Consider the following 24,748-nt stretch of genomic DNA (forward strand, 5'->3'; position numbering starts at 1 on the left):
ATCATTCGGGGTTCAGTTCACAGTATGCCAGATACAATTATTTATACTATATTTTTAATCAAATCCTATATATTTTTCGTCTACTACACCGGATTCTTTTAACATCTGATATAGGATTGAAATTTTAGAATTAGTACGGTTAATTCCGAATCGATTTTCAGAAAACGTAAAAAATAGGTATCTTTTCGATCGAGAAAGCCCTACAAAAAACGTACATGTATCCTCATCTTTTTGACTAGAAAAACTCCAAAAAGAATTATCATCAAATCCCACAAAAAATACCACCTCAAATTCCAACCCCTTACTTTTATGAATTGTCATTATAGGAATTGAATCGTGACCTTCAAATGAATTAATTGCCTCTAGCCAATTATTTGTTGATAAATAATACTGATATAAATAATTTGATAAATCCTCTTGTAATTTATTAATGTATTGACCTTGTGAATACTGTACATAGTGTTTTTTAATTTTATTTAGATCATAAAAATTTATTATTTCGCTTAATAGTTTTGTTAGTTCCTGATGATCATTTAAGTCATTTAATCTTATTTTTATATCTTTCAACATTAATTTAAGTTGTTTTCTCAATTTATCAATAATAATAGGATTGAATGTGCTTGATTTACCTTCAAAGAAAATTTTTGCGTCCCATATAAATATCCATGCATCACTATCTTTAACATTGAGAGCAGCCTTTAGTGTATTAATAATCAATAAAACTATATCTTCTTTTAACAATTCTTGGAAATTAACTTCATTTCGAGCTTGAATATTTACATTATCTAATACCCTAACTATATCATCACAAAATTGTTGAACATTTTGTTTAACTATAATACAAATATCTCTATATTCAATTTTCATCTCATCTACTACTTGCCTTATTTTTTCAGCAATATGTTCTGCTTCAGTAATAGAATCTTTGAAGTACCACGTTTCAGCAACTCCTTCATTTTCAGACCATTTAGAATTTGAAATAGGAGCAAATGGTTCATCTTGAAGATAATTATTAACTATTTTCTGTATCTCTAATAACCTTGGAGCTGATCTATGATTCATTAACAGCGTATATTCTCGTGAATTAAAGTCTCTCTTATACGCATCGAATACATCTACTTTAGCCCCAGCCCACATCATTATTCGTTGTCTGTTATCACCAACAGCAGTAATTGAAGTTAATGAATTATGAAAACAAACTTTAATTAAGGCATACTGCACCTTCGTTGTATCTTGAAACTCATCTAAAAACACGTGAGAATAGGTCTTCCTTAATGATTTAAGAATCAACGGATTAGTTTCTAAAATACGAATTGCTAAAATAGATATCATCTGAAAACTTAAAGTTGGTTTTATATCTTCATCACCTTTAAGTAATTTACTCCAAACGTCTTTATAAACCCCTGACATGTTCTCTACTCTTGTGCTAGTTAAATTATCAATATACTGTTTCTTTATTTTATTGTTAAATAAATTTACTTTACACTTTGAAAAGGCTTGAATAATTTCATTCTGATTTGTAGCTATCTGATAATTTGGATCTGGTCTGAATTCATCAGATAATGCATATAGAAATCTATCTAATATGCTTTTAGCAAAAGAATCAAAAGTTTGTGATATAAATCTCGATTCAAATTTTTTAGATAATCTAAGTTTTATTCTTTCCTTTAAATTTACTGCTGCATCCTTTTTAAAGCTTATCGCTAAAATTTTATGTGGATTTACACAGCTTTTCGTTTCTAATAAAAAACAAGCTTTTTGAGCTAATAGTTCTGTTTTACCTGCTCCTGGTCCTGCAACAACTAAAGAGTTATTTAACTCCTTCAAGGCATCCAAAGCTGCTGGTTCTAGTACTAATCCACCACTTGGTTTCCATTCACTAGTTAGTTCCACTATGTTACTCATTCCTTAATATTTAGGAGTAATTTTACTTTTTCAGCTAGATTTTTAAAAACATAAGGAGTATTCGCTTTTAATATATCTTCGGTTATATTATTTAATGCTTGTAAATGTGTTACTGGTTTTCCTCTAGTTAAAAAGAAATAACTATACCAGATCATCAGTTCTTTCTGTTCTTGAGTATAAGAATATCCATCACTACCATTTTTCTTTAAAGTTCTTTTTACATCACTATCAATACGATCTTGATATTCTGTAGATTTCTTTTCTTGTTCACTTAATTCATAAATTCTTTTTTGTTTCTTTTCTCCATCTAACTTAATTAAAGGACCTTCATTTTTATCTAGAATTTCTAAATATGCATCCTTATATTTTTCAAGCATTAAAAAATCAATATCTATCGGATTAGAAAAGTATACATTATACTCTTCTAAAAATTGTATCCATTCATCGATATGTTCATACTCAGTCAACAAATGCATATCATCTAATTCTTCTTCTGTTAGTATTCTATCGTCCGAAGTATTAAGTAATTTATCTCTGTCCGCTCCATTTTCCAATAGTTGTTTTATTACATACTTTATTCTTCCCCAACCGCCGCCTTCTCTTTCTCTATCTAAATCTAATAATGTAATATGAGGGATACTCAATTGATTCAATAACTTCCAAAAATGATTAACATGTCGTCCACCTAAAGGAACTACTGATGTAGCAACTGTATCAAGGTCATCCATATATAATTCTAGAAATTTTGGTATTAATATTTCCTCACTATCGCCTTCTCCTAATATAACTAATGATGAAAAATACAATTCTGGGTAAGCTTTAATTGCTTCTTTTACATATTTATATGATTCATCTTGCTTTTCAGGCAGTACAATCTCTTTAGCAATAGTTTTTCCATTCTCAATTCTTAAATAGCGTATTTCTGTAGGATCTATACGTTTAATAATTGATGGACTGTGAGAAGTTAACATTACTTGAGAATTACTTCTACTGCGTATATTATTTAAATTCTTTATAACCTTACCTAATAAATGGGGACTAACATGATTTTCTGGCTCCTCAACTAAAATAAGTGTCAACGCTGGCGGATCAATATTTAATATTCGTTCTTCTTCAGAAATTTTGTTTTTAATTTCTCTTATTGCTGCATTTTCTATTTCTAATAGTGAATCTATTAATGTTAAGTAAAATAAAGACTTTAAACCATCTCCTAATTCATCCACTCTAAATGCTTTTTCGGTATGTGCAGGTGTAAACTCCACTTCTAGCTTTTTTAATATATTTTCTAAATCGCTACTGCCAAACTTTATATTAGCTTCATTGTATCTAGAATCATTATGGTAGTTTTTCCATTGTTTAGAAATCACATCTTTTACTTTCGATATTCCAGATTGCTTAGCTACCTCATTATCTAATTCATCGATTTTATTATTTATCTTTACTTTGTCAGACTCTTTCCAATTTATTTGATTTAGAATTCTCCATAATATAGTTCCATTAGCATTTTTCAATTGTTCCGAGGGGTTTCTAACTGCTGGAATATAAATAACTTGTATCTTATCTCTATCATGGGCTGAAATCGGTTTAAGTCCATTTTCCCCTCTATTAACAACATAATGGTACTTATAATCTATTATTCCTTCAGGAGAGCTCCCTTTCTCATAACTCGCATCTAAGCGTATAACAATATATGGATCACCGTTAGGTTGTTCTACTCTAAAGCTTTCAAAATACTGCGCTATTCCGTAATCATCTTCATCTAATCCTTCATTATCCTCATCAAAAAATTCAAAATAAGCTTCTATATAAAATTCACTTCTTGTTATTTCGTCTGCAGTTTTTTCTAAAGGAATATGAAAATCTGATTTAGTTACTTTAGAGTTTCCAAACATTTTTTGAAGTGAACTCAATACAGTAGTTTTACCTGAACTATTATGACCTATAAAGGCCGTTAAATCTGAAATATGAATTACTGTATCAGTTGGTCCAAAACTGCGGTAATTGTTAAAAATTATTTTAGTTAATTTCATATAAATCCCTTTCTATTTATAAATATTTAGATTTAAAAGATGGTACTCAGAAATGATTTTTTATAAACTCAATGAAATTAATTTCTTTGATTATTTTTTGGATAGTTTTTTTGTATTCTATTACTATAAATTGATAATCAAATTTTAATAAATTTTATAAAAACTATTTTGAAATTTTCAGGTATCTCTTCTTTTGAATTTCTATATAAATTTATTTTAGTCTTTTTTATCTAACACTAAAATTATCATATTAAACAAAGCAAATGTAAATAAACATACAGAAATCCTAAATATGTATATATTCAAATTATGAAAGTTGAAAAATATTACTAGAAATTAAAATAAAAAAGTGCCATAAATGTTGATATGTCAACATTTATAGCACTTTTTGAAATCCTAAGATTTCAGGGTATGGAGACGGTGGGAGTCGAACCCACGTCCGAAGGCATCGTATACTTAAGCTTCTACGTGTGTAGTCAATTTATTGGGATCTCGTCGTCAGGCTGCCAATTGACAGGCGTCCGTCCGACCAGTCTGATTCCATCTCTTCTCTTTCCCTCCAGACGGAAGGGTCCAAGCGTAGCCTGTTTAAAGTGAGACCCTAGAAATCAGCCGACCAGGCGACAGCTGCTAGGATCCGCAGTTGCTATTACGCTGCTGCGAGTTGTGTGTTAGTTTTGCCAGTTATGGCTGGTGCGTTTTAACGAGGCCGACCCCTCGACACGCCACAGAAGACCGAACTACCCCCGTCGAATCCGTAACGTCCCCAAGATATAAAATTGGGGCTTTCCGAATACTAATATTCTAGCAGAAAAGTGTTACGGGTTCAATACTTTTGCTTATCGCGCAGTGCTCGTTCGATATCACGCTTCGCATCCTTCTTCTTCAGGTCGTCGCGTTTATCGAATTTCTTCTTCCCGCGTCCGAGTCCAATTAAGCATTTCGCATATCCGTTCTTGATGTAGACCTTCAGCGGCACGATCGTATAGCCGTCCCGTGAGACCGCACCGATCAAGTTTGCGATCTGTTTCTTGTGCAATAACAGCTTCCGCGGGCGGAGCTGCTCATGGTTGTACCGGTTTCCTTGTTCGAAGTGGGCGATGTTCGAGTTCCAGAGAATCGCTTCTCCCCCGTCAAACCGGACGAACGCGTCTCCAATACTGATCTTTCCTTTACGGACCGATTTGATTTCCGTTCCCGTCAAGACGAGACCGGCTTCAATCGTATCCTCGATCGCATAATCGAACGAGGCCCGTTTGTTGTTCGCTAAGACTTTCGAATCTGTTCCCTTTGGCATGTTCGTTCACCACATTTCCGATGCGGAAGCGCTTATTTGCGCTTCCGTTTCTTATTCGAGACCGCCTTATGGAACGGCGGTTTATCTTTCTTATTCTTTAACGAGAATCCTTTTCCTTTACCTTGTTCGCTCTTACCCGACCGTTTCTTGCCACGACGATCGTCTTTCTTCTTATCGTCGCGTTTTTGTCCCGGACGTCCACCGCTTGAGCGGATCGTCTTCGACTCGAACCGTTTCTTCGGTTGCCGCTCTGGCATCCCGACGACGCTGAAGTCGATCGTCCGTTCATCGATGTTGACGTTCGTGACTTTAATCTCGACGACATCGCCGATCCGGAACTGTTGCTTCGTCCGCTCGCCGATCAGCTGATAGTTCGCTTCATCGTAGCGGTAGAAGTCATCCGTCATCGCTTGGATGTGGACGAGTCCTTCGATCGTGTTCGGCAATTCGACGAACATCCCGAAGTTCGTCACACCACTGACGACACCTTCAAACGTCTCACCGATGTGTTGCTCCATATACTCGGCTTTCTTCAAGGCGTTCGTTTCCCGCTCTGCATCAACAGCGCGACGCTCGCGCTTTGACGAATGATCGGCGATTTCCGGTAAAATCTCCGAATAACGGTCTTGCGTCTTTTGTGATTTGTCGTTATATATGACATATTCACGCAACAGACGGTGAACCATTAAGTCCGGATACCGGCGGATTGGTGACGTGAAGTGCGTATAGTAGTCCGTCGACAGACCGAAGTGACCGATCGGTTCGATGTCGTATTTCGCTTGTTGGAGCGAACGAAGCATGACCGTACTGACGACGGCTTCTTCCGGCTCACCTTCAACAGCGTTGAGGATCGATTGCAACGTTTTCGGTGCGACTGACTCACCTTTGCGTTCGACGTTGATGCCGAAGTTACCGATGAACTTGAAGAACGTATCGAGACGTTCTGCTTTTGGCTCATCGTGGATCCGGTACATGAACGGCAGTTTTTGACGCTGGATGTGCTCCGCGACCGTTTCGTTTGCTGCGAGCATGAACTCTTCGATCAGCTTCTCGGCGACCGACCGTTCCCGGAGGATGATCTCACTCGTCTTGCCTTCTTCGTTGACGAGGACCTTCGCTTCTGGGAAGTCAAAGTTGATCGCCCCACGACGGGAGCGGCGTTCACGGAGGATTGCTGCGAGTTCCGCCATCTTGTCGAAGTACTCGACGAGATCTTGGTACTTCGCGATCACTTCCTCGTCTTCGCGTTCGATGATTTTCCGGACGTCCGTGTACGTCATCCGTTCCGTCGTCTTGATGACACTCTGGAAGATCTCGTGGTTGACGACAGCACCGTTCGCATCGATTTCCATGATACAGCTGAGCGTCAGGCGATCAACGTGCGGATTGAGCGAACAGATCCCGTTCGATAGACGGTGCGGAATCATCGGAATGACGCGGTCAACGAGATAAACACTCGTTCCGCGCTCACGCGCTTCTTCGTCGAGTGCTGAATCTTCTTTGACGTAATGCGAGACGTCGGCGATGTGGACACCAAGCTCGAAGTTGCCGTTCGCTAATTTCTTAACGTGAACCGCATCATCTAAGTCTTTTGCGTCAGCGCCGTCAATCGTCACCGTCAATTCGTTTCGTAGATCGACGCGTCCGACTAAGTCTTTCTCATCGATCTGATCCGGAACGGCATTCGCCTCAGCGATCGCTTCCGGTGAGAAATCGACATTGATGCCGTGCTTATGGACGATCGACAAGATGTCGACGCCTGGATCATTTTTGTGACCGATGATTTTTAAGACTTTCGCTGTTCCGGCGTAGCGACCGTCTGGATACTTCGTGATCCGAGCGAGGACTTTATGACCATCGACGGCACCGAGTGTATCGTCGTTCGCGACGACCGGTAAGAACGTCAGCTTCGTATCATCCGGTTCAATGTAAGCAATCGATTCAATTCGCCCTTTTGGACTGACGAACGTTCCGACGAAATCGGCTGGTCCGCGTGAGAGAATCTTGAGCAGTTTCCCTTCGCGACGATCGCCGCCGTTTGACTCGGCAAACACTTTGACCAGGACACGGTCGCCGTTATAGACGTTCTTCAGTTCCGGTGCCGGCAAGAAGATGTCGCCTTCTGAACCGTCTTCCGGTGAGACGAAACCGAATCCGCGTTGGTGGACGGAAATCTTCCCTGCGACTTGACCGATCTGCGCAAGCGTTCCGTACTTGTTCGAGCGTGTCCGGGCAATCAACGCTTCGTCTTCCATCGCGTTTAGCGTCCGAATCAATTCCTTGAATGCTTCCGTATCCGCTAGTTCTAGTTTTTTCGTTAATTGATCAATCGACAACGGACGTTCTTCCGTCGTGATGACCGTTAGTATTCGTTCACGTAATTCCAACGTGACACCTCCAGTTACTTGCTCCAGTTCAATGACTCCAGGAAGTCCAAGATGTCAGAGTGGAGCTGGTCTTTTTCTTTGTCGAGCGTAATGACGTGACCTGAGTTCTCATACCAGATCAGCTCTTTTTGGAAGGCACTGACTCCATCATGGATGATGTTCGCGGAGTCGGTGTTGATCATGTGATCATTGCGCGCTTGGACGACGAGCGTCGGTGCGTAGACGTCCTCGAGCGAATCGCGTGTCTCGCGCAGCAGTTCCTGTAAGTCCTTCAAGGTCGGCATCGGTTCGAAGGACGCCATCTCGTGGTCGATCTCTTCTTGTGATTTGCCTTCTCGCTTCTTGAATTCTCGTGCGTACTCGGTGACTCCTGCATACATGACTTCTTCACTTTTGATGTAGGCGGGTGCACACATCGGGATGACCGCTTTGACCGGACGGTTCATCGATAACTTCAGCGACATGACGCCACCGAGCGACAGTCCGCAAACAGCGATTTCGTCATAGCCTTTATCGACGAGTTCCTGATATCCGGCAAGGACATCCTGCCACCAGTCGGCTGGCCCGGTCTTCGTCAGCTCTTCGGGTGGGGCAGCGTGCCCTTTATATTGTGGTGCGAGGGACGTATAGCCCTGCTTCTGTAAATAGCGACCGAGGATGCGGACATCCGCGCTCGATCCCGTGAATCCGTGTAATAGTAAAACGGCACGTGGGCCGGCTTCGAAAAAGAATGGTTTTGGTAAAGTGATTTTCATAAAATGATTCCCCCTCTAACTCTATACCCCATATCCGGAAAAAATGAATATCGAGAAATACAAAAAACGACAGCGCGATCATACGGCTGTCGTTTCAATGCTCACTTATAAAAAGCGACGAGTAACGCCAAAATGAAGAGTAATGCTCCTAAGATAGACGCCACACGATTTAGGACCGCATCCAAGCCACGAGCTTTTTGGCGACCAAATAATTGTTCTGCTCCACCCGTCAATGCTCCGAGTCCGGTCGTACGACCCGACATCAATAGAACGACGATGATGAGAAGAACGGAAACGACGATGAGGCCGACAAGAGCCACGTTATGAATGATCATCGATGATCCTCCTTCAGTAATATACGCTTCTTTCATTATAGAGAAAAACAAGTACGGGAACAAGGAATAGATTTAGGAACTTTTTCCTGCCTGACGAAAAGAGACACCTGAATCGTCGACTCAGGTGTCTCATCTCCTTATTGTTTGATCAATTCGAGATCGACTGGGATGTTCTTCTCGACTTTGTCGCCTTTTAAGTGCTTAATGGCTGTCTCGACACCCATCTTTCCGATCTCAGTCGGTTTTTGAGCGATCGTTCCTGCCATTTTTCCATCTTTGACGGCTTTGACGGCATCATCCGTCGCATCGAAGCCGATGACTTTGACATCATTGAGACCAGCTGCTTTTAATGCTTCGACCGCACCGAGAGCCATTTCATCATTGTGAGCGAAGACGGCTTTGATGTCTTTGTTGTTTTGAAGGATATTCTCCATGACCGACAATCCTTTTGCCCGGTCGAAGTTTGCTGCTTGTTTTGCGACGACGTCAAGTTTACCATCGACTGCTTCATGGAATCCTTTACCACGGTCACGAGTTGCGGATGCTCCTGGAATTCCTTCGAGTTCCACGACTTTTGCTTTATCGCCAACGAGTTCAATCATGAACTCACCTGCTTGTTTCCCACCCGCGACGTTATCCGACGCGATGTGTGCGACGACGTCGCCTGCTTCTGCATTGCGGTCAACTGTGATGACGGGGATGTTCGCATCGTTTGCTGTTTGGACGGCTGCACCGACTGCTGCTGAATCCGTTGGGTTGATCAAAATGAGATCGACTTTCTTTTGAACCATGTCTTCGATATCGCTTGCTTGTTTTGCTGCATCATCTTGTGCATCTGCGACTTGAAGTGTTGCGCCTTGTGCTTTTGCTTCTTGTTCTGCCCCTTCTTTTAACGAGACGAAGAATGGGTTATTGAGGGTTGAAATCGAAAGACCAATCTTAAAGTCCTTCGTCTTTTTCTTCGTATCACCGTTGCTGCTGCCCGGTTGTTCCGTCGAACAGGCGGCTGCGAAGACCATTAATGCCATCATGACGACTGCAAGTAGTTTTTTCATCTGTAAATCCTCCTTTTTGAGTGTGGGTTACGCTGCTTGTTTCCGGTCCGCGAGTACCGCGAACAAAATGACTAAACCTTTGACGACGAGTTGGAAGAACGAGGAGACACCAAGCAAGTTAAGTCCGTTGTTCAGTGTTCCGATGATCAAGGCACCGATCAAGGTACCGACAATCCAGCCACGACCACCTGAGAGGCTCGTCCCACCAAGGACGACCGCTGCGATGGCGTCGAGTTCGTACGATGTCCCCGCCGTCGGCTGTGCCGAGTTCAGACGAGACGTCAGGATGATGCCGGCAAGTGCCGCCATCAACCCAGAGAGTGAGTAAATCATGATTTTGACTTTATTGACTTGAATCCCCATCAACTTTGCTGCTTCTTCGTTACCACCAATCGCATACGTATAGCGACCGAACGTCGTCTTCTTCAAGATGAAGTAGAGGACCGCGAAGGCAAGCAACATTGTTAAAACCGGTACTGGGAAGATCCAGAAGTAGCCGCGTCCGAACAGTTCGAACCAGCCACCTTGGCTAAGTCCAGTGATTGGTTTCCCATCCGTATAGACGAGCGTCAAACCTCGGAAGATTGTCATCGTCGCAAGTGTTGCGATGAATGGTGCGACTTTCCCGAGCGAGATGACCATCCCGTTTAACGCACCCATGACAGCTCCGACGATTAGACCAGCCAGAACAGCGATCAACGCTGATGTTCCGTCCGTCATCAGACCCGCGACGAAGGCGGACGAGAGGGCGAGAATCGAGCCAACTGATAAATCAATCCCACCTGTCAGAATGACGAACGTCATCCCGAAGGCAATCAAGGCATTGATCGAGACTTGCCGTAAGATGTTAAATAGATTATTCAGTGTTAAAAAGTCCGGTTCCATGATCGAGACGACGAGGACGATCGCGAACAATCCTGCGAGTGGTCCAAGCTTTTGTCCGATCCCAAGACGTCTCGGTTTTGCTTCCGTTACCTTGCCTTGCATCAATTCCATATCATTGTCCTCCTGTCGCAAGTGTCATGATGCTTTCTTGCGTCGCTTCCTGTCGTGTCAACATGCCGCTCATCTTGCCTTCGCGCATGACGTAGACCCGGTCGCTCATCCCGAGAATCTCCGGGAGGTCCGAGCTGACCATGATAATCGCGACCCCCGCCGCAGCGAGTTCGTTCATGATGAGGTAAATCTCTTTCTTTGCCCCGACGTCGACACCACGTGTCGGTTCGTCGAGGATCAAGACTTTTGGTTGTGTCCCGAGCCACTTCGCGAGGACGACCTTCTGTTGGTTCCCACCAGACAGTGATTTCGCCGGCTGGTCCATCGAGCTGTGCCGGACCGAGAGCGACTTCAAATATCCTTCTGCGAAATCGCGTTCTGCCTGATCCTTGATGACACCGGATCTTGATAACGAACGAATCGTCGGCAGCGAGATGTTCTCACGCAGTGAAAAGTCGAGGAACAATCCTTCACCTTTGCGGTCCTCGGTCAAAAAGCCGATGCCCTGGCGGATCGCATCATACGGTGTCTTAATCTTCAGCGACTGTCCGTTCAGTTCGATTGTTCCCTCTTTCAGGCGATCGACCCCGAACAGCCCGCGCATGACTTCCGTCCGCCCGGCCCCCATCAAACCTGAAAAGCCGATGATTTCACCAGCCTTGACGGAGAACGAGACATCGTCGAACCGTTTCCCGCTCGCCTGTTTGACTTCGAGAACAGTCGCACCGATCGACACGTCACGGTCCGGATACCGTTCACCCATCTCACGACCGACCATCTCCCGGACGATCTGTTCGAACGATGTCTCGGGAATCGCGTGTGTCGAGACGGAGATCCCGTCCCGTAAGACCGTGATCCGGTCGCAGAGCTCGAAGATTTCCTCCATCCGGTGTGAGATATAGACGATCGAGACACCTTGGTTGCGCAGTGCCGTTGCGACGCTGAATAAGGCGCGAATTTCCCGCTCCGTCAGTGCGGCTGTCGGTTCATCCATGATGATGACCTTCGCGTCCGTCATCAAAGCTTTTGCGATCTCGATCATCTGTTGTTGACCGACCGATAACGTCCGGGCAAGTTGATCGACATCCATGAAGACGTTCAATTCGGCGAGTTCACGTTCTGCCTGCCGCTTCATCTCCCCTTGCTTGAGAATCCCGAAGCGTGACTTCAACTCTCGTCCGAGGAACAGGTTCTCCGTCACCGTTAAATCCGGGAGGATGTTCAGCTCCTGGTGGATGAAGGCAATCCCCGCCTCTTCGGCAAGTTTCGGATTCTTATATTCGACGTCCTGTCCATCGACGCGGATCGTGCCTGCATCCGCTTTATGGACACCGGTCAAAATCTTCATCAGCGTCGATTTCCCGGCACCGTTCTCTCCCATCAAGGCGTGGATCTCACCCGCAGCGAGTTCGAAGTCGACACCTTTCAGGACGGGAACAGGACCGAATGCTTTTTTGATACCTGTCATCTCGATACGCATTACTCGACCCCCTTAAAAGATTACGCCGGAATGGAAGATGACATTTGCGTACGGTGTCGCTTCCCCGGTCCGGATGATGACCTTCGCCTGCTGCGTCAATTTCTTGAACTCTTCATGCGAGACGAACGCCGTCTCGATCTGCATGGCTTCGAGTTGCTCGAGGACATCCGGATTCGCTTCTTTGATTTCTGTCGCCAGTGTCAGTTGTTCGATCGCCATGTCACCGGCGACGACACGGACGACGTCGAGGAATGACGGTGTGCCGAGTTCCAGTGCTAAATCGATTCGGGCGACCCCGTCTGGAATCGGTAAGCCGCAATCGGCGATAACGATCGTATCGGTATGACCGAGATCGGTCAGGACCTTGCTGATATGACTGTTTAAGATACCGTGTTTCTTCATGCGTCTCCCTCCATCTGTTCCCGTGTTGGCATGCCGCCTTGAGCGCCAAGAGCGCGAATCGATAAGCCGGCTGCCCGGTTCGCGAAACGAATTGCCTCGACGAGCGGTTGTCCTTCTGTTAACGCAACGGCTAAGGCACCGTTGAACGTATCCCCTGCTCCTGTCGTATCGACGACGGTCGTCTCGATCGCTGGAATCGTCACGATCGACTCACCATCGTAGAAGCGTGCCCCCCGACTACCTTCCGTTACGATCAGTTTATTTGGGTATTCCATCAGCCAATGTTCAATTGGCTGGTCTTGTCCGAAAATCAAGCCACATTCATGTTCGTTTGGTGTTAAGTACGTGACGTGTTCAATCAATTCCGGACTGAGTGACATCGCGGGTGCCGGATTCAAGACGACTGGTATGCCTGCTGCATGTGCTTCGCGAGCCACGGTCTCGACCGTTTCGATTGGAATTTCGAGCTGGAGTAAGATGATTTCACTGTCTGCGAGAATCGGTGCGAGTGCATCATCCGCAAATTGGACATGTTGATTGGCAGACTGAACGACGACGATCGAGTTATCGCCTTCAGCGAGCGTGATGTGTGCCGTTCCCGTCCGTTCGCCTTCAATCGTTTGCAAGTGCGTCGTCTGCACACCTTGCGTCTTGAAGTTTTCGCGGATTGCTTCGCCGTTTGCATCACTGCCGACGCAACCGATCATTTCGACGGTACTGCCGAGACGCGCGACCGCCACTGCTTGGTTCGCACCCTTTCCACCCGGTACGGTATGAAAGGCATCCCCGATGACCGTTTCGCCTGCGCCTGGACGACGTTTACTTTCGACGACGAGATCCATCGAGATACTGCCGATGACACTGATTTGTTTCATGCTTCCTCATCCTTCCGTTTCGTCGTTTCCCGTTCAATGATCTCAACCGTCAACTCATGATGGACGGCGGCAATCGGTGTGCCTTCAATCCGCTGAATCAAGAGTTTCGCGGCTAGTTCTCCCATTTGATAAATCGGCTGCGCGATCGTCGTCAACGGTGGTGAAATCATTTGTCCGAGTTCGATCCCGTCATAGCCGATCACTTGTAGCTCGTCCGGAATCGTGATCCCGCGTTCGGCAGCGACTTGCACCGTTGCTGCGGCAATGACATCGCTCGCGGCAAAGATCCCGTTGCAGTGATAGTGATCAAAGAGATAGTTTGCCGCGTCAAGCGCCCCTTGAAAGTGGAACGGTGACTCGATGCTTGCGACGAGATGCGTTCCGGCGACTTCCTCAAAACCGTCCCGGCGTTTCTTGATCGTCGGGAGTTTCGAAGGACCGCTGATGACGGCCAGTTCCGTCGCACCAGATGCAAGTAAAAATGATGCTGCCTTCTTCCCGCCTTCGTATCCGTTTGAGGTCACCGTCGGAATCGCTCCTTGTAACACACGGTCTAACGCTACGACCGGCACTTCGAGTTCTTCATAGTTCGGATTGTTCGAGTAGTTCGTCGTGATGATCAATCCGTCGACATGCATCGCCTCGAGTGACTTAATATATTCGCGTTCTTTCTGAAACTGTTCGTCTGTGTTACACAAAATGACTTGAAAACCATGTTGATGTGCCATATCTTCCACAGCCCGTGCGAGTTGTGGGAAGAACGGGTTCGTGATGTCTGGAACGATCAATCCGATCAGTCCGGACCGTTTTTGGAACAACGATCGCGCGACCCGGTTTGGTCGATAGTCCAATTGTTTGATTGCCTGAAGCACCGCCTTACGCGATTTCTCACTGACATAACCCTTTTCGTTCATGACGCGTGAGACCGTCGCGACGGAGACATGGGCCGCTTTCGCTACTTCCCGGATGGTCGACATGTTTCGCCACCTCTTTCTTTTGATAACGCTTACAAGAATCATCATATTGTGTAACCGGTTACACATCAATCTTTTTTATCTAAAATATATTTTATTTTTTTCGAGCTCTTGAATTGAAACATAAAAAAGAAGCCTGACACGGCGTCAGACTTACGGTAATTCCGTATAATCATGCATTTGAACGTTCTGAATCATCCTTAAATAAAGACGATCAGCGAGAGACCAATCAGAATATTAATGAATCCTAATCCATCCGTCGCTTTCGTGTACAACGACGGTTTATCTTTTTTGACGCTATCGTTTAGAAATATTAATGTGATAGCGATTACTGTTGTTACGCCTAGTGGCGCATTGAGAAAACTATCCGAATATGTAAAAAAGTTATTCATAATGTAGACACTGTTTAAAACGGACAATCCGAACAATATTTTATACATGAAAGTCACTCCTATAATCAACGGGATCTTACGAAATTAACTAAGATCTAATTTCGCTCTCCCTCTATTATAGAATATTCTTCCAGTTACTCTTCCTTACACTATTGAAAGAAAGTATTTGGATACATACGCAAATACACCGCAAGACAGCGTCACGCCATCTTACGGTGTATTTCTTTTCCTCTCGGTAGCACGTTAGATTGTTGATTTTCGGAAAAGACGGAGACTCCTGCGGGAAGAGCGGAATAGGCAAGACCCCGCAGGAGCACACGCGACGAGGAGGCTTGCCTTCCGCCTGCGGAAAGCGACGTCTTGGACGGAAATCAATGAACAATCGGAGTCTAGCTGACAAGTCTTTCATCTTTTTGCTTTCCCGGCTCTTTTTCGCTCCACGAACAAACGCCGAATCAAAGCAACAACGAACGCAACAATTGCCAGCGGCTCAAACAAATAAATCAATAGGAACGTGACATCGATGACGGCATCCTCCGGATTATAACGGATGATATAGAGCGCACCGGGTAAGATGGCAATCAGTCCACCAATTCCGAGTGCCGTTCCAAAAATCAGACTCTGACGCGAAAACCGGCTCGTGATTTGATACAAACCGATGAATAGTATGAGTTCCGTAAAATAGATGAGGCGCAACGGGATGTCACCAATCGACGTATCAAGCCCTAAAACCAAAAACCGAAATAGCATGTCGATTCCCCCTTCCCTCTAGTTCTACCCCGAACAGCGTCCTCGTAATACTTGATTTCCAGTTTCCATGCATATCCTCACTTCAATTAGGGAATAGCTAGAGAGTTACAGTCACATACAGAGAGTTGGGATCGGATGAAAGAAGAACACTCGATGAGGGTCGTCAGTTGTTTGAATGATTATTTCGAACGTCATCAGCAGCCCCTTCAGGTCGATCTCTTACGAGGTCTACCACCTATCGTGCTATTGTTGCGCGATGACGCGAAACGTGCCTTTCCGAAGGAAGCGAACTTGCACGATGAACTGTTACAAGACATCAAACGTTTGATTCAGGAATGTTTGGATCCCGATACACTGCGCGAATTGGGAATCGATGTCGATCTCCCGGACTTTTTCGTGACCCGTGCACCGCTTCATTCTGCCCATCATTATCTCGTTACATTTATTGAAGACTGACTTCATGTTAAAAGCAGCTATTTCTTCTCTCACAAAACATGTGAAGCAAGAGATAACTGCTTTTTTTAGTGATAATAAAAAACCGATAGCGCCAAAGCACTACCGGTTTTGCTTCCCTTCACGTATGGTAAAGACAACTTAATTCTCAACCTCAAGAATCGCTTCGATTTCAGCTTCTACTTCTTTGTTGACCATTTGCGAACGTTTTTTACGTAATTCGAGATCCATCTCTTGATCGATGAACTGATTCGTATGCTTGTCGAAGCAATCAAAACAGATCGGATAAAAATCTTTTGCTTCTTTGTTCAATGAGTTGAATTCCCACGTGTCGAGTTCCAAGTAACTGACTTGGTTGTTCGTTTCAGTTCCACAGATTTCACACTTCATCTTCATTCCTCCTTACGCGTCAATCTTCGCTTTTTCGAGTTGGCGCTCTTGACGTTCCTTGATACGTTTTAAACGTCCATGATATTTCATGATGTTCGCTTGAGATTGTTTCGCTTCTTCGCTTGTCGGTTCTAAATCAGCGATGCCCCAGAATTTGACGACGACGTCTAATACTTGGTCGAAGTATTGGAGTGGTCCATAGTTCGTATCAACAGCAATCGTCTTCATCCGTTCCGTGAAGTCCGGCATGACAGCACCTGGCATCGAGAAGTTGATGATGACGTCTTCGAAGAAGACGATGAAGTTCGGGTCAAGCTCTAGGTGTGCTTTGACCGTGTCACGGTAGAACGCATAATGGAGCGCTTCGTCCTTCGCTAGACGACGGAGTAGCGTTGCTAAGTCTTTGTCGTGTGCCCCCGCGATTTTCGCAACGTTGTTATAGAAGACGAGTGTCGCTAACTCTTGCAGTGACGTATACGCCATTGTTGCTAGCGGGTTCGTGAAGTCCGGGAACCAGCCGTTTTCAACGACGCGTCTTCTTAATTGATGAAGTCGCGTTGGATTGACGTTTCGCGTGACGAGTAAATATGTCTCGAGTAAGTTCGAGTGCTGATCTTCTTCTGCTGTCCATGTCCGGACGAAGTCATTGATGACTTCCATCGAGTTCTTGAACGTATAGTCTAAGTGCGACGTATACCACGGTAAGTTGACCTCTGTCAGCAATGCCGTCTCGATTGCGACGATGACACCTTCTGGAAGCGTGACTTGGCTTTCGTCCCAAGGGACGCGTTTGAACGACATCGCCTTATCCCACGGAATGAATTCGTGGTAGCTCCAGTCGATGTTGGCTGAACGCTCCTTGTGTAGTCGATATAACTCTTGAATGCGTGGTTCTAAACGGATATCTAAATCTGAATTTAGCATGATCGTATCTCCTTTAGACGTATTTGTCATCTGTATCGAGCAAGATGTAGTTAATGCCTATAACTATTTGATTTGCACTTATTTATGAGTATAACATTTTAGTCATCTACTCAGATGAATCAATTTTTTGACAGTTCATCATAGTTTTGATGACAAAAGCGATTTTCATGTTTGACATTGCTTGATATAAAAACCTCCTATCCGGTGTGTACGTATCACACGAATAGGAGGTTTTCCTTATAGCTTATTCAAACGATCAACCTGAAATTACTTCTTGAGGTTGTAGAATGATTTGATTCCGTCGTAGACAGCAACGTCTGAAAGCATGTCTTCGATGCGGAGAAGTTGGTTGTATTTCGCGATACGGTCTGTACGTGAAAGTGAACCAGTTTTGATTTGACCAGCGTTTGTCGCAACAGCGATGTCAGCGATCGTTGAATCTTCAGTTTCACCAGAACGGTGAGAAACGACAGCTGTGTAACCAGCTTTTTTAGCCATTTCGATTGCGTCGAATGTTTCAGTCAACGTACCGATTTGGTTAACTTTGATGAGGATCGAGTTAGCGATGCCTTTTTCGATACCTTCAGCAAGTTTCTCAGTGTTCGTTACGAACAAGTCATCCCCAACGAGTTGGACTTTGTGTCCGATACGATCTGTAAGGAGTTTGTGACCATCCCAGTCGTTTTCGTCACAGCCATCTTCGATTGAGATGATTGGGTATTTGTCAACGAGTTGTGCATAGAATTCAACAAGCTCTTCTGTTGAAAGGACTTTGCCTTCGCCAGCGAGGTTGTATTTTCCAGCTGCTTTATCGTAGAACTCAGAAGAAGCGACGTCCATTGCAAGGTAAACATCTTCGCCTGCTTTGTAGCCAGCTTTTTCGATTGCTTCAAGAATAACTGTGATTGCTTCTTCGTTTGATTTCAAGTTTGGAGCGAATCCACCCTCGTCACCAACTGCTGTGTTAAGACCCATTCCGCTAAGAACTGATTTCAACGCGTGGAAGATTTCAGCACCCATACGAAGTGCTTCTTTGAATGTTGGAGCACCGACAGGCATGATCATGAACTCTTGGAAGTCCACGTTGTTGTCTGCGTGTGATCCACCGTTGATGATGTTCATCATTGGTGTTGGTAATGTTTTCGCGTTGAATCCACCGAGGTATGTGTAAAGTGGAAGACCAAGCTCATCTGCAGCAGCACGTGCAGCAGCCATAGAAACACCAAGGATTGCGTTAGCGCCGAAGTTACCTTTGTTTTTCGTACCGTCGAGATCGATCATCTTTTTGTCGATTCCAGCTTGGTCGAAGACATCGTAACCGATGATTTCTGGTGCGATTTTTTCGTTGACGTTGTCAACAGCTTTCAAAACACCTTTTCCGAGGTAACGTGCTTTGTCGCCATCACGGAGTTCGACTGCTTCGTGCTCACCAGTTGATGCACCTGATGGTACGAGTGCGCGACCGAAACCGCCATCTTCTGTATAAACTTCTACTTCTACTGTTGGGTTACCGCGTGAATCAAGAATCTCGCGTGCGTAAATCTCTGTAATCATTGACATTTAAATTCGCTCCTTTTGTGTGTAAGAAATATGTGCTGTAATTCTTTCGATCGACGGGATTATTTCTTCAATACGATCGATTTACCAGTCATCTCTGCTGGTTGGTCCGCTCCGAGGAGATCAAGGACCGTTGGTGCGAGGTCAGCGAGTGCACCTGTGAGTGGTTCAAGGAGTTCGACGTCCTCGACCGTCACGATACATGGAACGGGTTCTGTCGTATGCGCCGTCATCTTACTGCCGTCCGCATTGAGGACTTTATCCGCGTTCCCGTGGTCAGCCGTGATGACTGCCGCGCCGCCTTTGCTGAGAATCAAGTCAACGACTTTCCCAAGACACTCATCGACAGCTTCGATCGCCTTTTTCGTCGGCTCGAGCATACCCGAGTGACCGACCATATCCGGGTTAGCGAAGTTGAGGATGATCGCGTCGTGTTTGTCCGAGTTGATTGCGTCGACGAGGGCATCTGTAACTTCATAGACGCTCATCTCCGGTTTCAAGTCGTATGTCGCGACTTTTGGTGAAGGGATCAAGATCCGATCTTCCCCTTCGTATGGTTCTTCACGTTGTCCGTTGAAGAAGAACGTGACGTGCGGATACTTTTCCGTTTCCGCGATGCGTAGCTGTTTGAGACCTTGTTTTGACAATGTCTCACCAAGCGTATTCTTGATGTCTTCAGGCGGGAATACGATGTCCGTATCAATCGCATCCGAGTACTTCGTCATTGAGACGAGTAGCAGGTTCTTCGGTGCGTTGTCCGGAATTTCGAAACCGTCGAAGCCACCTTTTTCTTTGTAGACTTTCGAAAGCTGAATCGCACGGTCAGGACGATAGTTGAAGAACACGATCGCATCGTTATCGTGGATCGGTGCGACTGGCGTACCGTCTTCCTGCACGACAACAGTTGGTTCGATGAACTCATCCGTTACGTCTTGTTTGTACGAAGCTTCAACCATGCCGATTGGATCCTTCGTCGTTGGACCTTCACCGAACGTGATGACGTCATAGACTTTCTTGACGCGCTCCCAACGGTTATCGCGATCCATCGCATAGTAGCGACCAGAGATACTCGCGAATTGTCCAACATTCAATTCATCCATCTTCGCTTGCGCGTCACGGAGGAAACCAGCGCCCGATTGTGGGTCGCAGTCACGACCGTCCGTGAAAGCATGGAGGTAGACTTTTTCGATTTCGTGAAGTTTCGCGAATTCGAGCACCGCATATAAGTGGTTGATGTGACTGTGGATTCCACCGTCAGAGACCAAACCGAAGATATGAAGCGCTGAACCGTATTTCTTCACGTGACCTGCCGCATCGTTCATCGCTTGACGCGAGAAGAACGAGCGATCCTTGACCGCGTTGTTGATTCGGGATAGCGATTGATAGACGACGCGACCTGCACCGATGTTGAGGTGACCCACTTCTGAGTTCCCCATTTGACCTTCAGGCAAACCGACGTATTCGCCTTTCGCATTCAACAACGTATGCGGGTATTGACCCCAGTAACGGTCGAAGTTCGGTTTGTTTGCCGCCGTAACGGCATTTCCGAACTCCTCGTCACGCATACCAAAACCATCAAGGATGATCAGTGCGACTGGACGTTTTTTCATTTAAATCGCCTCCAACAGTTTGAGGAACGATCCTGTCTCAAGACTTGCACCGCCGACGAGCGCGCCGTCGATGTCTGGTTGAGCCATATATTCTTTGATGTTTTCCGGTTTGACGCTACCACCGTATTGGATGCGGACAGCTTCTGCTGCTTCAGCACCGAATTCAGCTGCAACGACGTCACGGACGAATTTACAAGAATCTTGTGCATCTTGTTCTGTCGCTGATTTACCTGTTCCGATTGCCCAGACAGGCTCGTAAGCAACGACGAGATTTTTCACTTGGTCGACAGTAAGACCTTTAAGGCTGTTTGCTGTCTGTTCGCGGATGACGTCTTCGAACTTGCCGCCTTCACGCTCTTCCAATGTTTCACCTACACAAACGATTGGAACGAGACCGTGCTCGAACGCTTTTTTCGCTTTGCTGTTGATGAACGCATCTGTTTCGCCGAAGTACTCACGACGCTCAGAGTGACCGAGGATGACGTATGTCACGTCGAGTTCTTTGAGCATGAGCGGGCTGATTTCACCAGTGAACGCACCGCTCTCTTTGTCGTACATGTTTTGAGCACCAATCTTAAGATCCGTACCAGCTGCTGCTTCTGTCAAGTGTGCCAAGAATACTGCTGGCGCACAGACGGCTGCGTCGACTGTCGTCGAAGCAGGTACAGCTCCTTTGACTTCCTCAACGAATGCGACTGCATCCTTGAGCGTCAGATTCATCTTCCAGTTACCTGCGATAATTGGTTTACGCATTGAGAAACACTCCCTTGTGAACTTAGATTACTTGTCGTTTAGCGCTTCGACACCAGGAAGAGCTTTCCCTTCCATGAATTCGAGACTTGCTCCACCACCTGTAGAGATGTGGCTCATTTTGTCAGCAAGACCGAATTTCTCTGCCGCAGCAGCTGAGTCGCCACCGCCGATGATTGAGTACGCATCACTGTCCGCAAGAGCTTGCGCGACACCTTTTGTACCGTTTGCGTATTTATCGAGTTCGAATACGCCCATCGGTCCGTTCCAGACGACGAGTTTCGAGTTCTTGATTGCCTCTGCATAGAGTTCAACCGTTTTTGGACCGATATCAAGTGACATGTGATCTGCTGGGATCTCTGTGATGTCACGTGGTCCGACATATGTTTCTTCTCCGAATTCCTTCGTGATGACACAGTCGATTGGCATGAGGAACTTAACGCCTTTTTCTTCTGCTTTCTTCATGAATTCCTTCGCTTGGTCGATTTTATCGACCTCAAGAAGTGAAGTACCGACTTCGATACCACGAGCTGTGAGGAACGTGTACGATAAGCCGCCACCGATGATCAACGTATCGACGATGTCGAGTAAGTGATCGATGACACCGATTTTATCCGCTACTTTCGAACCACCGATGATTGCCGTGAACGGACGATCTGGGTTAGAAAGAGCTTTACCGAGAACTTGAAGTTCTTTTTCGATGAGAAGACCGGCAACTGCAGTGTCGACATGGTGTGCGATACCTTCTGTCGATGCGTGTGCACGGTGTGCTGCGCCGAACGCGTCGTTGACGAAGACGTCAGCGAGTTTCGCGAATCCTTTAGCGAGCTCTTCGTCATTTTTCGTTTCACCAGGGTAGAAGCGAACGTTCTCTAAGACGACGACATCGCCGTTTTCGAGTTTGTTGACTGCTTCTTCTGCAACTGGACCGTATGCTTCTTCAACGAGCTTGATGTCTTTACCAAGCAATTCGCTGAGGCGTGCTACGACAGGTGCAAGTGAGAACTCAGGGTTCTTTTCGCCTTTTGGACGACCCATGTGGCTAGCGAGAATGACTTTTGCTCCGCCGTCGATCAAGTGTTTGATCGTTGGGAGTGCAGCACGGATCCGTGTGTCATCCGTGATTTTACCGTCTTCCAACGGTACGTTGAAATCCACGCGTGTAAATACGCGTTTTCCTTGTACATCGATGTCGCGAATCGATTTCTTATTCATACATTCGTCCTCCGTCTCTTACGTATAGTGAGGGGCGAATGCCCCTCCCGCTTTTTTCCGCAATAAGAGCGGAGACTGATATCGTTTCCGCTCTTATTCAATTGCTATTTAATTGCTCGAATTACTTAGCGATTTCTGCGAAGTGTTTGAGTGTACGAACGAGTTGGCTAGTGTAAGACATTTCGTTGTCATACCAAGCAACTGTTTTAACGAGTTGTTTGTCGCCGACTGTCATGACTTTAGTTTGAGTTGCATCGAAGAGTGATCCGTAAGAGATACCAACGATGTCAGAAGAAACGATTTCGTCTTCAGTGTAACCGTAAGACTCGTTAGCAGCTGCTTTCATTGCTGCGTTGATTTCTTCTACAGAAACTTTTTTGTCAAGTACAGTTACGAGCTCAGTGAGTGAACCTGTAGCGACTGGTACACGTTGTGCAGATCCGTCAAGTTTACCTTGAAGTTCTGGAAGAACGAGACCGATTGCTTTTGCAGCACCAGTTGAGTTTGGAACGATGTTTGCTGCTGCCGCACGTGCACGACGGAAGTCACCTTTAGGGTGTGGAGCGTCGAGTGTGTTTTGGTCACCAGTGTAAGCGTGGATCGTAGTCATGAGACCTTCAACGATTCCGAACTGATCTTGGAGAACTTTAGCCATTGGCGCGAGACAGTTAGTAGTACATGAAGCACCAGAGATAACTGTTTCAGTTCCGTCAAGGATTTCGTGGTTCGTGTTGAAGACGACTGTTTTCATGTCGCCAGTTGCAGGTGCAGAGATAACGACTTTTTTAGCGCCAGCTTTCAAGTGAAGCTCAGCTTTTTCTTTGTCTGTGAAGAAACCAGTACATTCGAGAACGATGTCAACACCGAGCTCGCCCCATGGGAGTTCTTCTGGGTTGCGGTTAGCAAGTGTTTTGATTTCTTTACCGTTGACGAGGAAGTAACCGTCGTGTACTTCAACTTCGCCGTCGAAACGACCTTGAGTCGTATCATATTTGAGAAGGTGTGCAAGCATTTTAGTGTCTGTAAGGTCGTTGATCGCGACTACTTCGATTCCATCGAATTGAAGAATTTGACGAAGTGCCAAACGTCCGATACGTCCAAATCCGTTAATACCAACTTTTACTGCCATGATAATTTTCCTCCTTTTAATGTAAAGCGAGTTATCTATTATTCAAAAGGGGGTTACCCTTTCAAAATCGAAGCTGCTGCGCCTTCATCCGTGATCAGGATGATGTCCGGCGACTGTTTGACATAGGCGTTGATCGCTTCTGCCTTCGAATGACCACCTGCGACGACGATGACGTGTTCGACTTGCTTCAAGTCAGCCAGTTGGAGACCAACCGTCTTGACCCGGTGCACGATGTTCCCGTCTCGGTCGAAGTAATATCCGAATGCTTCCGCTACTGCCTGTTCATGTTCCAGTCGGGTCAGGAGATCCTCAGACGCGCGACGACGTTTTGCCATCGTTTTCGCCTCACCAATTCCATGTACCACGATTGAAGCACCTTTAATCATTTGAAGCACATTTTTTATGCTCGGCTCTTCAATCATCTTGACGAACGTCTCTGTACTGACCATGTCCGGGATGTGAAGCAGATGATAATCACTTTGAGCGCGTGACGCCATCCGTGAGCATACTGTGTTCGCTTGTAGTTCGAGCGTTTCTCCCAGTCCTCCGCGTGCCGGAACGAACGTCATCGGACGGTGTTCCTTGTCTGGCGACATCATCGCCGCGACGGAAGCCATCGTCGTACCGCCTGTGACAGCGATCGTATTGTGATGGTCTGAAGAAAGCTCTCGTTTGAGTCGTGCGACGGTCGCCCGCCCCATGTCTCGTTGTACCCAGAAGGTTTCATCGGAATCACCCGGTACGATGACGACGTCCCGTACTCCGAGTCTCTCTTTTAAGGCTTTCGCCATGTCTGAGATCCCTGCGAGTTCTCCCATGATGCTGTGCATGCTGCGAAGAACGTTTCGTCCTTCATCCGTCAAGGACATCCCTTGCGTCGCGACCTCTAAGAGGTCTTGCTGCTTCAAGAAGTCAACTTCCCGCCGTAAGACGCGTTCCGTCAAGCCAAGGCTTGTCGCAAGCGTACGTCGTCCGATCGGTTGCATCAGTCGTACGTAATGAAGGATGTCGTAGCGTGTCTGCATTTCTTCGATCAGATCAGGCACGATTCGTTTTTGGATCTGGACTAACTGCCGAATCATGTATT

General features: G+C 45.7%; 23 protein-coding genes and 1 other RNA gene. 1 reads left to right on the forward strand and 23 read right to left on the reverse strand.

Annotation, left to right across the window (positions count from 1 at the left end; all coding sequences use genetic code 11):
- Positions 1-54: 54 nt before the first annotated feature.
- The 15 genes from B2U10_RS03035 to B2U10_RS03105 form a co-directional block, all read right to left on the reverse strand.
- The gene (locus B2U10_RS03035; RefSeq protein ID WP_290785515.1) at positions 55-1,893 is read right to left on the reverse strand and encodes a UvrD-helicase domain-containing protein; all 1,839 of its coding nucleotides are present in this window, start codon (positions 1,891-1,893) and stop codon (positions 55-57) included.
- Positions 1,894-1,901: 8 nt separating this feature from the next.
- A complete protein-coding gene (locus B2U10_RS03040) occupies positions 1,902-3,935 on the reverse strand; it encodes an ATP-dependent nuclease (protein WP_290785517.1) in 2,034 nt (677 codons plus the stop codon).
- A gap of 409 nt (positions 3,936-4,344) precedes the next feature.
- Positions 4,345-4,703: a transfer-messenger RNA gene (ssrA, locus tag B2U10_RS03045) on the reverse strand.
- 58 nt (positions 4,704-4,761) lie between these two features.
- Positions 4,762-5,232: an SsrA-binding protein SmpB gene (gene smpB / locus B2U10_RS03050; protein ID WP_023469198.1), complete on the reverse strand. Its 471-nt coding sequence runs from the start codon at positions 5,230-5,232 to the stop codon at positions 4,762-4,764.
- A 32-nt stretch (positions 5,233-5,264) separates the two neighbouring features.
- On the reverse strand, positions 5,265-7,619 hold the full coding sequence (gene rnr / locus B2U10_RS03055; RefSeq protein WP_214805366.1) for a ribonuclease R: 2,355 nt from the start codon (positions 7,617-7,619) through the stop codon (positions 5,265-5,267).
- Positions 7,620-7,633: 14 nt separating this feature from the next.
- On the reverse strand, positions 7,634-8,374 hold the full coding sequence (locus B2U10_RS03060; protein WP_023469200.1) for an alpha/beta hydrolase: 741 nt from the start codon (positions 8,372-8,374) through the stop codon (positions 7,634-7,636).
- Between the two features lie 101 nt (positions 8,375-8,475).
- Positions 8,476-8,709: a preprotein translocase subunit SecG gene (gene secG / locus B2U10_RS03065; RefSeq protein ID WP_023469201.1), complete on the reverse strand. Its 234-nt coding sequence runs from the start codon at positions 8,707-8,709 to the stop codon at positions 8,476-8,478.
- Positions 8,710-8,846: 137 nt separating this feature from the next.
- A complete protein-coding gene (gene rbsB, locus B2U10_RS03070) occupies positions 8,847-9,764 on the reverse strand; it encodes a ribose ABC transporter substrate-binding protein RbsB (protein ID WP_133207679.1) in 918 nt (305 codons plus the stop codon).
- 27 nt (positions 9,765-9,791) lie between these two features.
- On the reverse strand, positions 9,792-10,760 hold the full coding sequence (gene rbsC / locus B2U10_RS03075) for a ribose ABC transporter permease (RefSeq protein WP_052019102.1): 969 nt from the start codon (positions 10,758-10,760) through the stop codon (positions 9,792-9,794).
- A 1-nt stretch (position 10,761) separates the two neighbouring features.
- Positions 10,762-12,240 (reverse strand): sugar ABC transporter ATP-binding protein, encoded by a 1,479-nt coding sequence (locus B2U10_RS03080; protein WP_195864541.1) that lies wholly within the window; start codon positions 12,238-12,240, stop codon positions 10,762-10,764.
- 12 nt (positions 12,241-12,252) lie between these two features.
- A complete protein-coding gene (gene rbsD, locus B2U10_RS03085) occupies positions 12,253-12,642 on the reverse strand; it encodes a D-ribose pyranase (protein ID WP_214805368.1) in 390 nt (129 codons plus the stop codon).
- Positions 12,639-13,517 (reverse strand): ribokinase, encoded by an 879-nt coding sequence (rbsK, locus tag B2U10_RS03090; protein WP_290785524.1) that lies wholly within the window; start codon positions 13,515-13,517, stop codon positions 12,639-12,641. Before rbsK ends, rbsD begins: the two co-directional genes overlap by 4 nt.
- On the reverse strand, positions 13,514-14,494 hold the full coding sequence (locus B2U10_RS03095) for a LacI family DNA-binding transcriptional regulator (RefSeq protein WP_050678689.1): 981 nt from the start codon (positions 14,492-14,494) through the stop codon (positions 13,514-13,516). Before B2U10_RS03095 ends, rbsK begins: the two co-directional genes overlap by 4 nt.
- A gap of 197 nt (positions 14,495-14,691) precedes the next feature.
- A complete protein-coding gene (locus B2U10_RS03100; protein ID WP_290785527.1) occupies positions 14,692-14,931 on the reverse strand; it encodes a hypothetical protein in 240 nt (79 codons plus the stop codon).
- Positions 14,932-15,288: 357 nt separating this feature from the next.
- On the reverse strand, positions 15,289-15,633 hold the full coding sequence (locus tag B2U10_RS03105) for a hypothetical protein (protein ID WP_290772979.1): 345 nt from the start codon (positions 15,631-15,633) through the stop codon (positions 15,289-15,291).
- 135 nt (positions 15,634-15,768) lie between these two features.
- Here B2U10_RS03105 and B2U10_RS03110 point away from each other — a divergent pair, with 135 nt between their 5' ends.
- Positions 15,769-16,089, forward strand: a complete 321-nt coding sequence (locus tag B2U10_RS03110; protein WP_023469210.1) for a hypothetical protein — start codon at positions 15,769-15,771, stop codon at positions 16,087-16,089.
- A 138-nt stretch (positions 16,090-16,227) separates the two neighbouring features.
- On the opposite strand, the gene B2U10_RS03115 is transcribed toward B2U10_RS03110, so the two are convergent.
- The 8 genes from B2U10_RS03115 to B2U10_RS03150 form a co-directional block, all read right to left on the reverse strand.
- Positions 16,228-16,476 carry a hypothetical protein gene (locus B2U10_RS03115; RefSeq protein ID WP_230088506.1) on the reverse strand — a complete coding sequence of 83 codons (249 nt, stop codon included), beginning with the start codon at positions 16,474-16,476 and terminating at the stop codon, positions 16,228-16,230.
- Between the two features lie 12 nt (positions 16,477-16,488).
- Complete coding sequence (locus B2U10_RS03120; protein WP_195864535.1) at positions 16,489-17,400, reverse strand: acyl-ACP desaturase; 912 nt, start codon at positions 17,398-17,400, stop codon at positions 16,489-16,491.
- 267 nt (positions 17,401-17,667) lie between these two features.
- The gene (eno, locus tag B2U10_RS03125) at positions 17,668-18,960 is read right to left on the reverse strand and encodes a phosphopyruvate hydratase (RefSeq protein WP_087681330.1); all 1,293 of its coding nucleotides are present in this window, start codon (positions 18,958-18,960) and stop codon (positions 17,668-17,670) included.
- 59 nt (positions 18,961-19,019) lie between these two features.
- On the reverse strand, positions 19,020-20,567 hold the full coding sequence (gene gpmI / locus B2U10_RS03130) for a 2,3-bisphosphoglycerate-independent phosphoglycerate mutase (protein WP_064299425.1): 1,548 nt from the start codon (positions 20,565-20,567) through the stop codon (positions 19,020-19,022).
- Complete coding sequence (gene tpiA / locus B2U10_RS03135) at positions 20,568-21,320, reverse strand: triose-phosphate isomerase (protein ID WP_023469215.1); 753 nt, start codon at positions 21,318-21,320, stop codon at positions 20,568-20,570.
- Positions 21,321-21,347: 27 nt separating this feature from the next.
- Entirely contained in the window at positions 21,348-22,532 is a 1,185-nt protein-coding gene (locus B2U10_RS03140) for a phosphoglycerate kinase (RefSeq protein ID WP_290772986.1), read from the reverse strand.
- 121 nt (positions 22,533-22,653) lie between these two features.
- Positions 22,654-23,661 carry a type I glyceraldehyde-3-phosphate dehydrogenase gene (gene gap / locus B2U10_RS03145; RefSeq protein WP_035409970.1) on the reverse strand — a complete coding sequence of 336 codons (1,008 nt, stop codon included), beginning with the start codon at positions 23,659-23,661 and terminating at the stop codon, positions 22,654-22,656.
- A 53-nt stretch (positions 23,662-23,714) separates the two neighbouring features.
- Positions 23,715-24,743, reverse strand: a complete 1,029-nt coding sequence (locus B2U10_RS03150; protein WP_023469218.1) for a sugar-binding transcriptional regulator — start codon at positions 24,741-24,743, stop codon at positions 23,715-23,717.
- Positions 24,744-24,748: the final 5 nt, after the last annotated feature.

Source organism: Exiguobacterium sp. UBA7533 (genome assembly GCF_002479335.1).
Classification (GTDB): domain Bacteria; phylum Bacillota; class Bacilli; order Exiguobacteriales; family Exiguobacteriaceae; genus Exiguobacterium_A.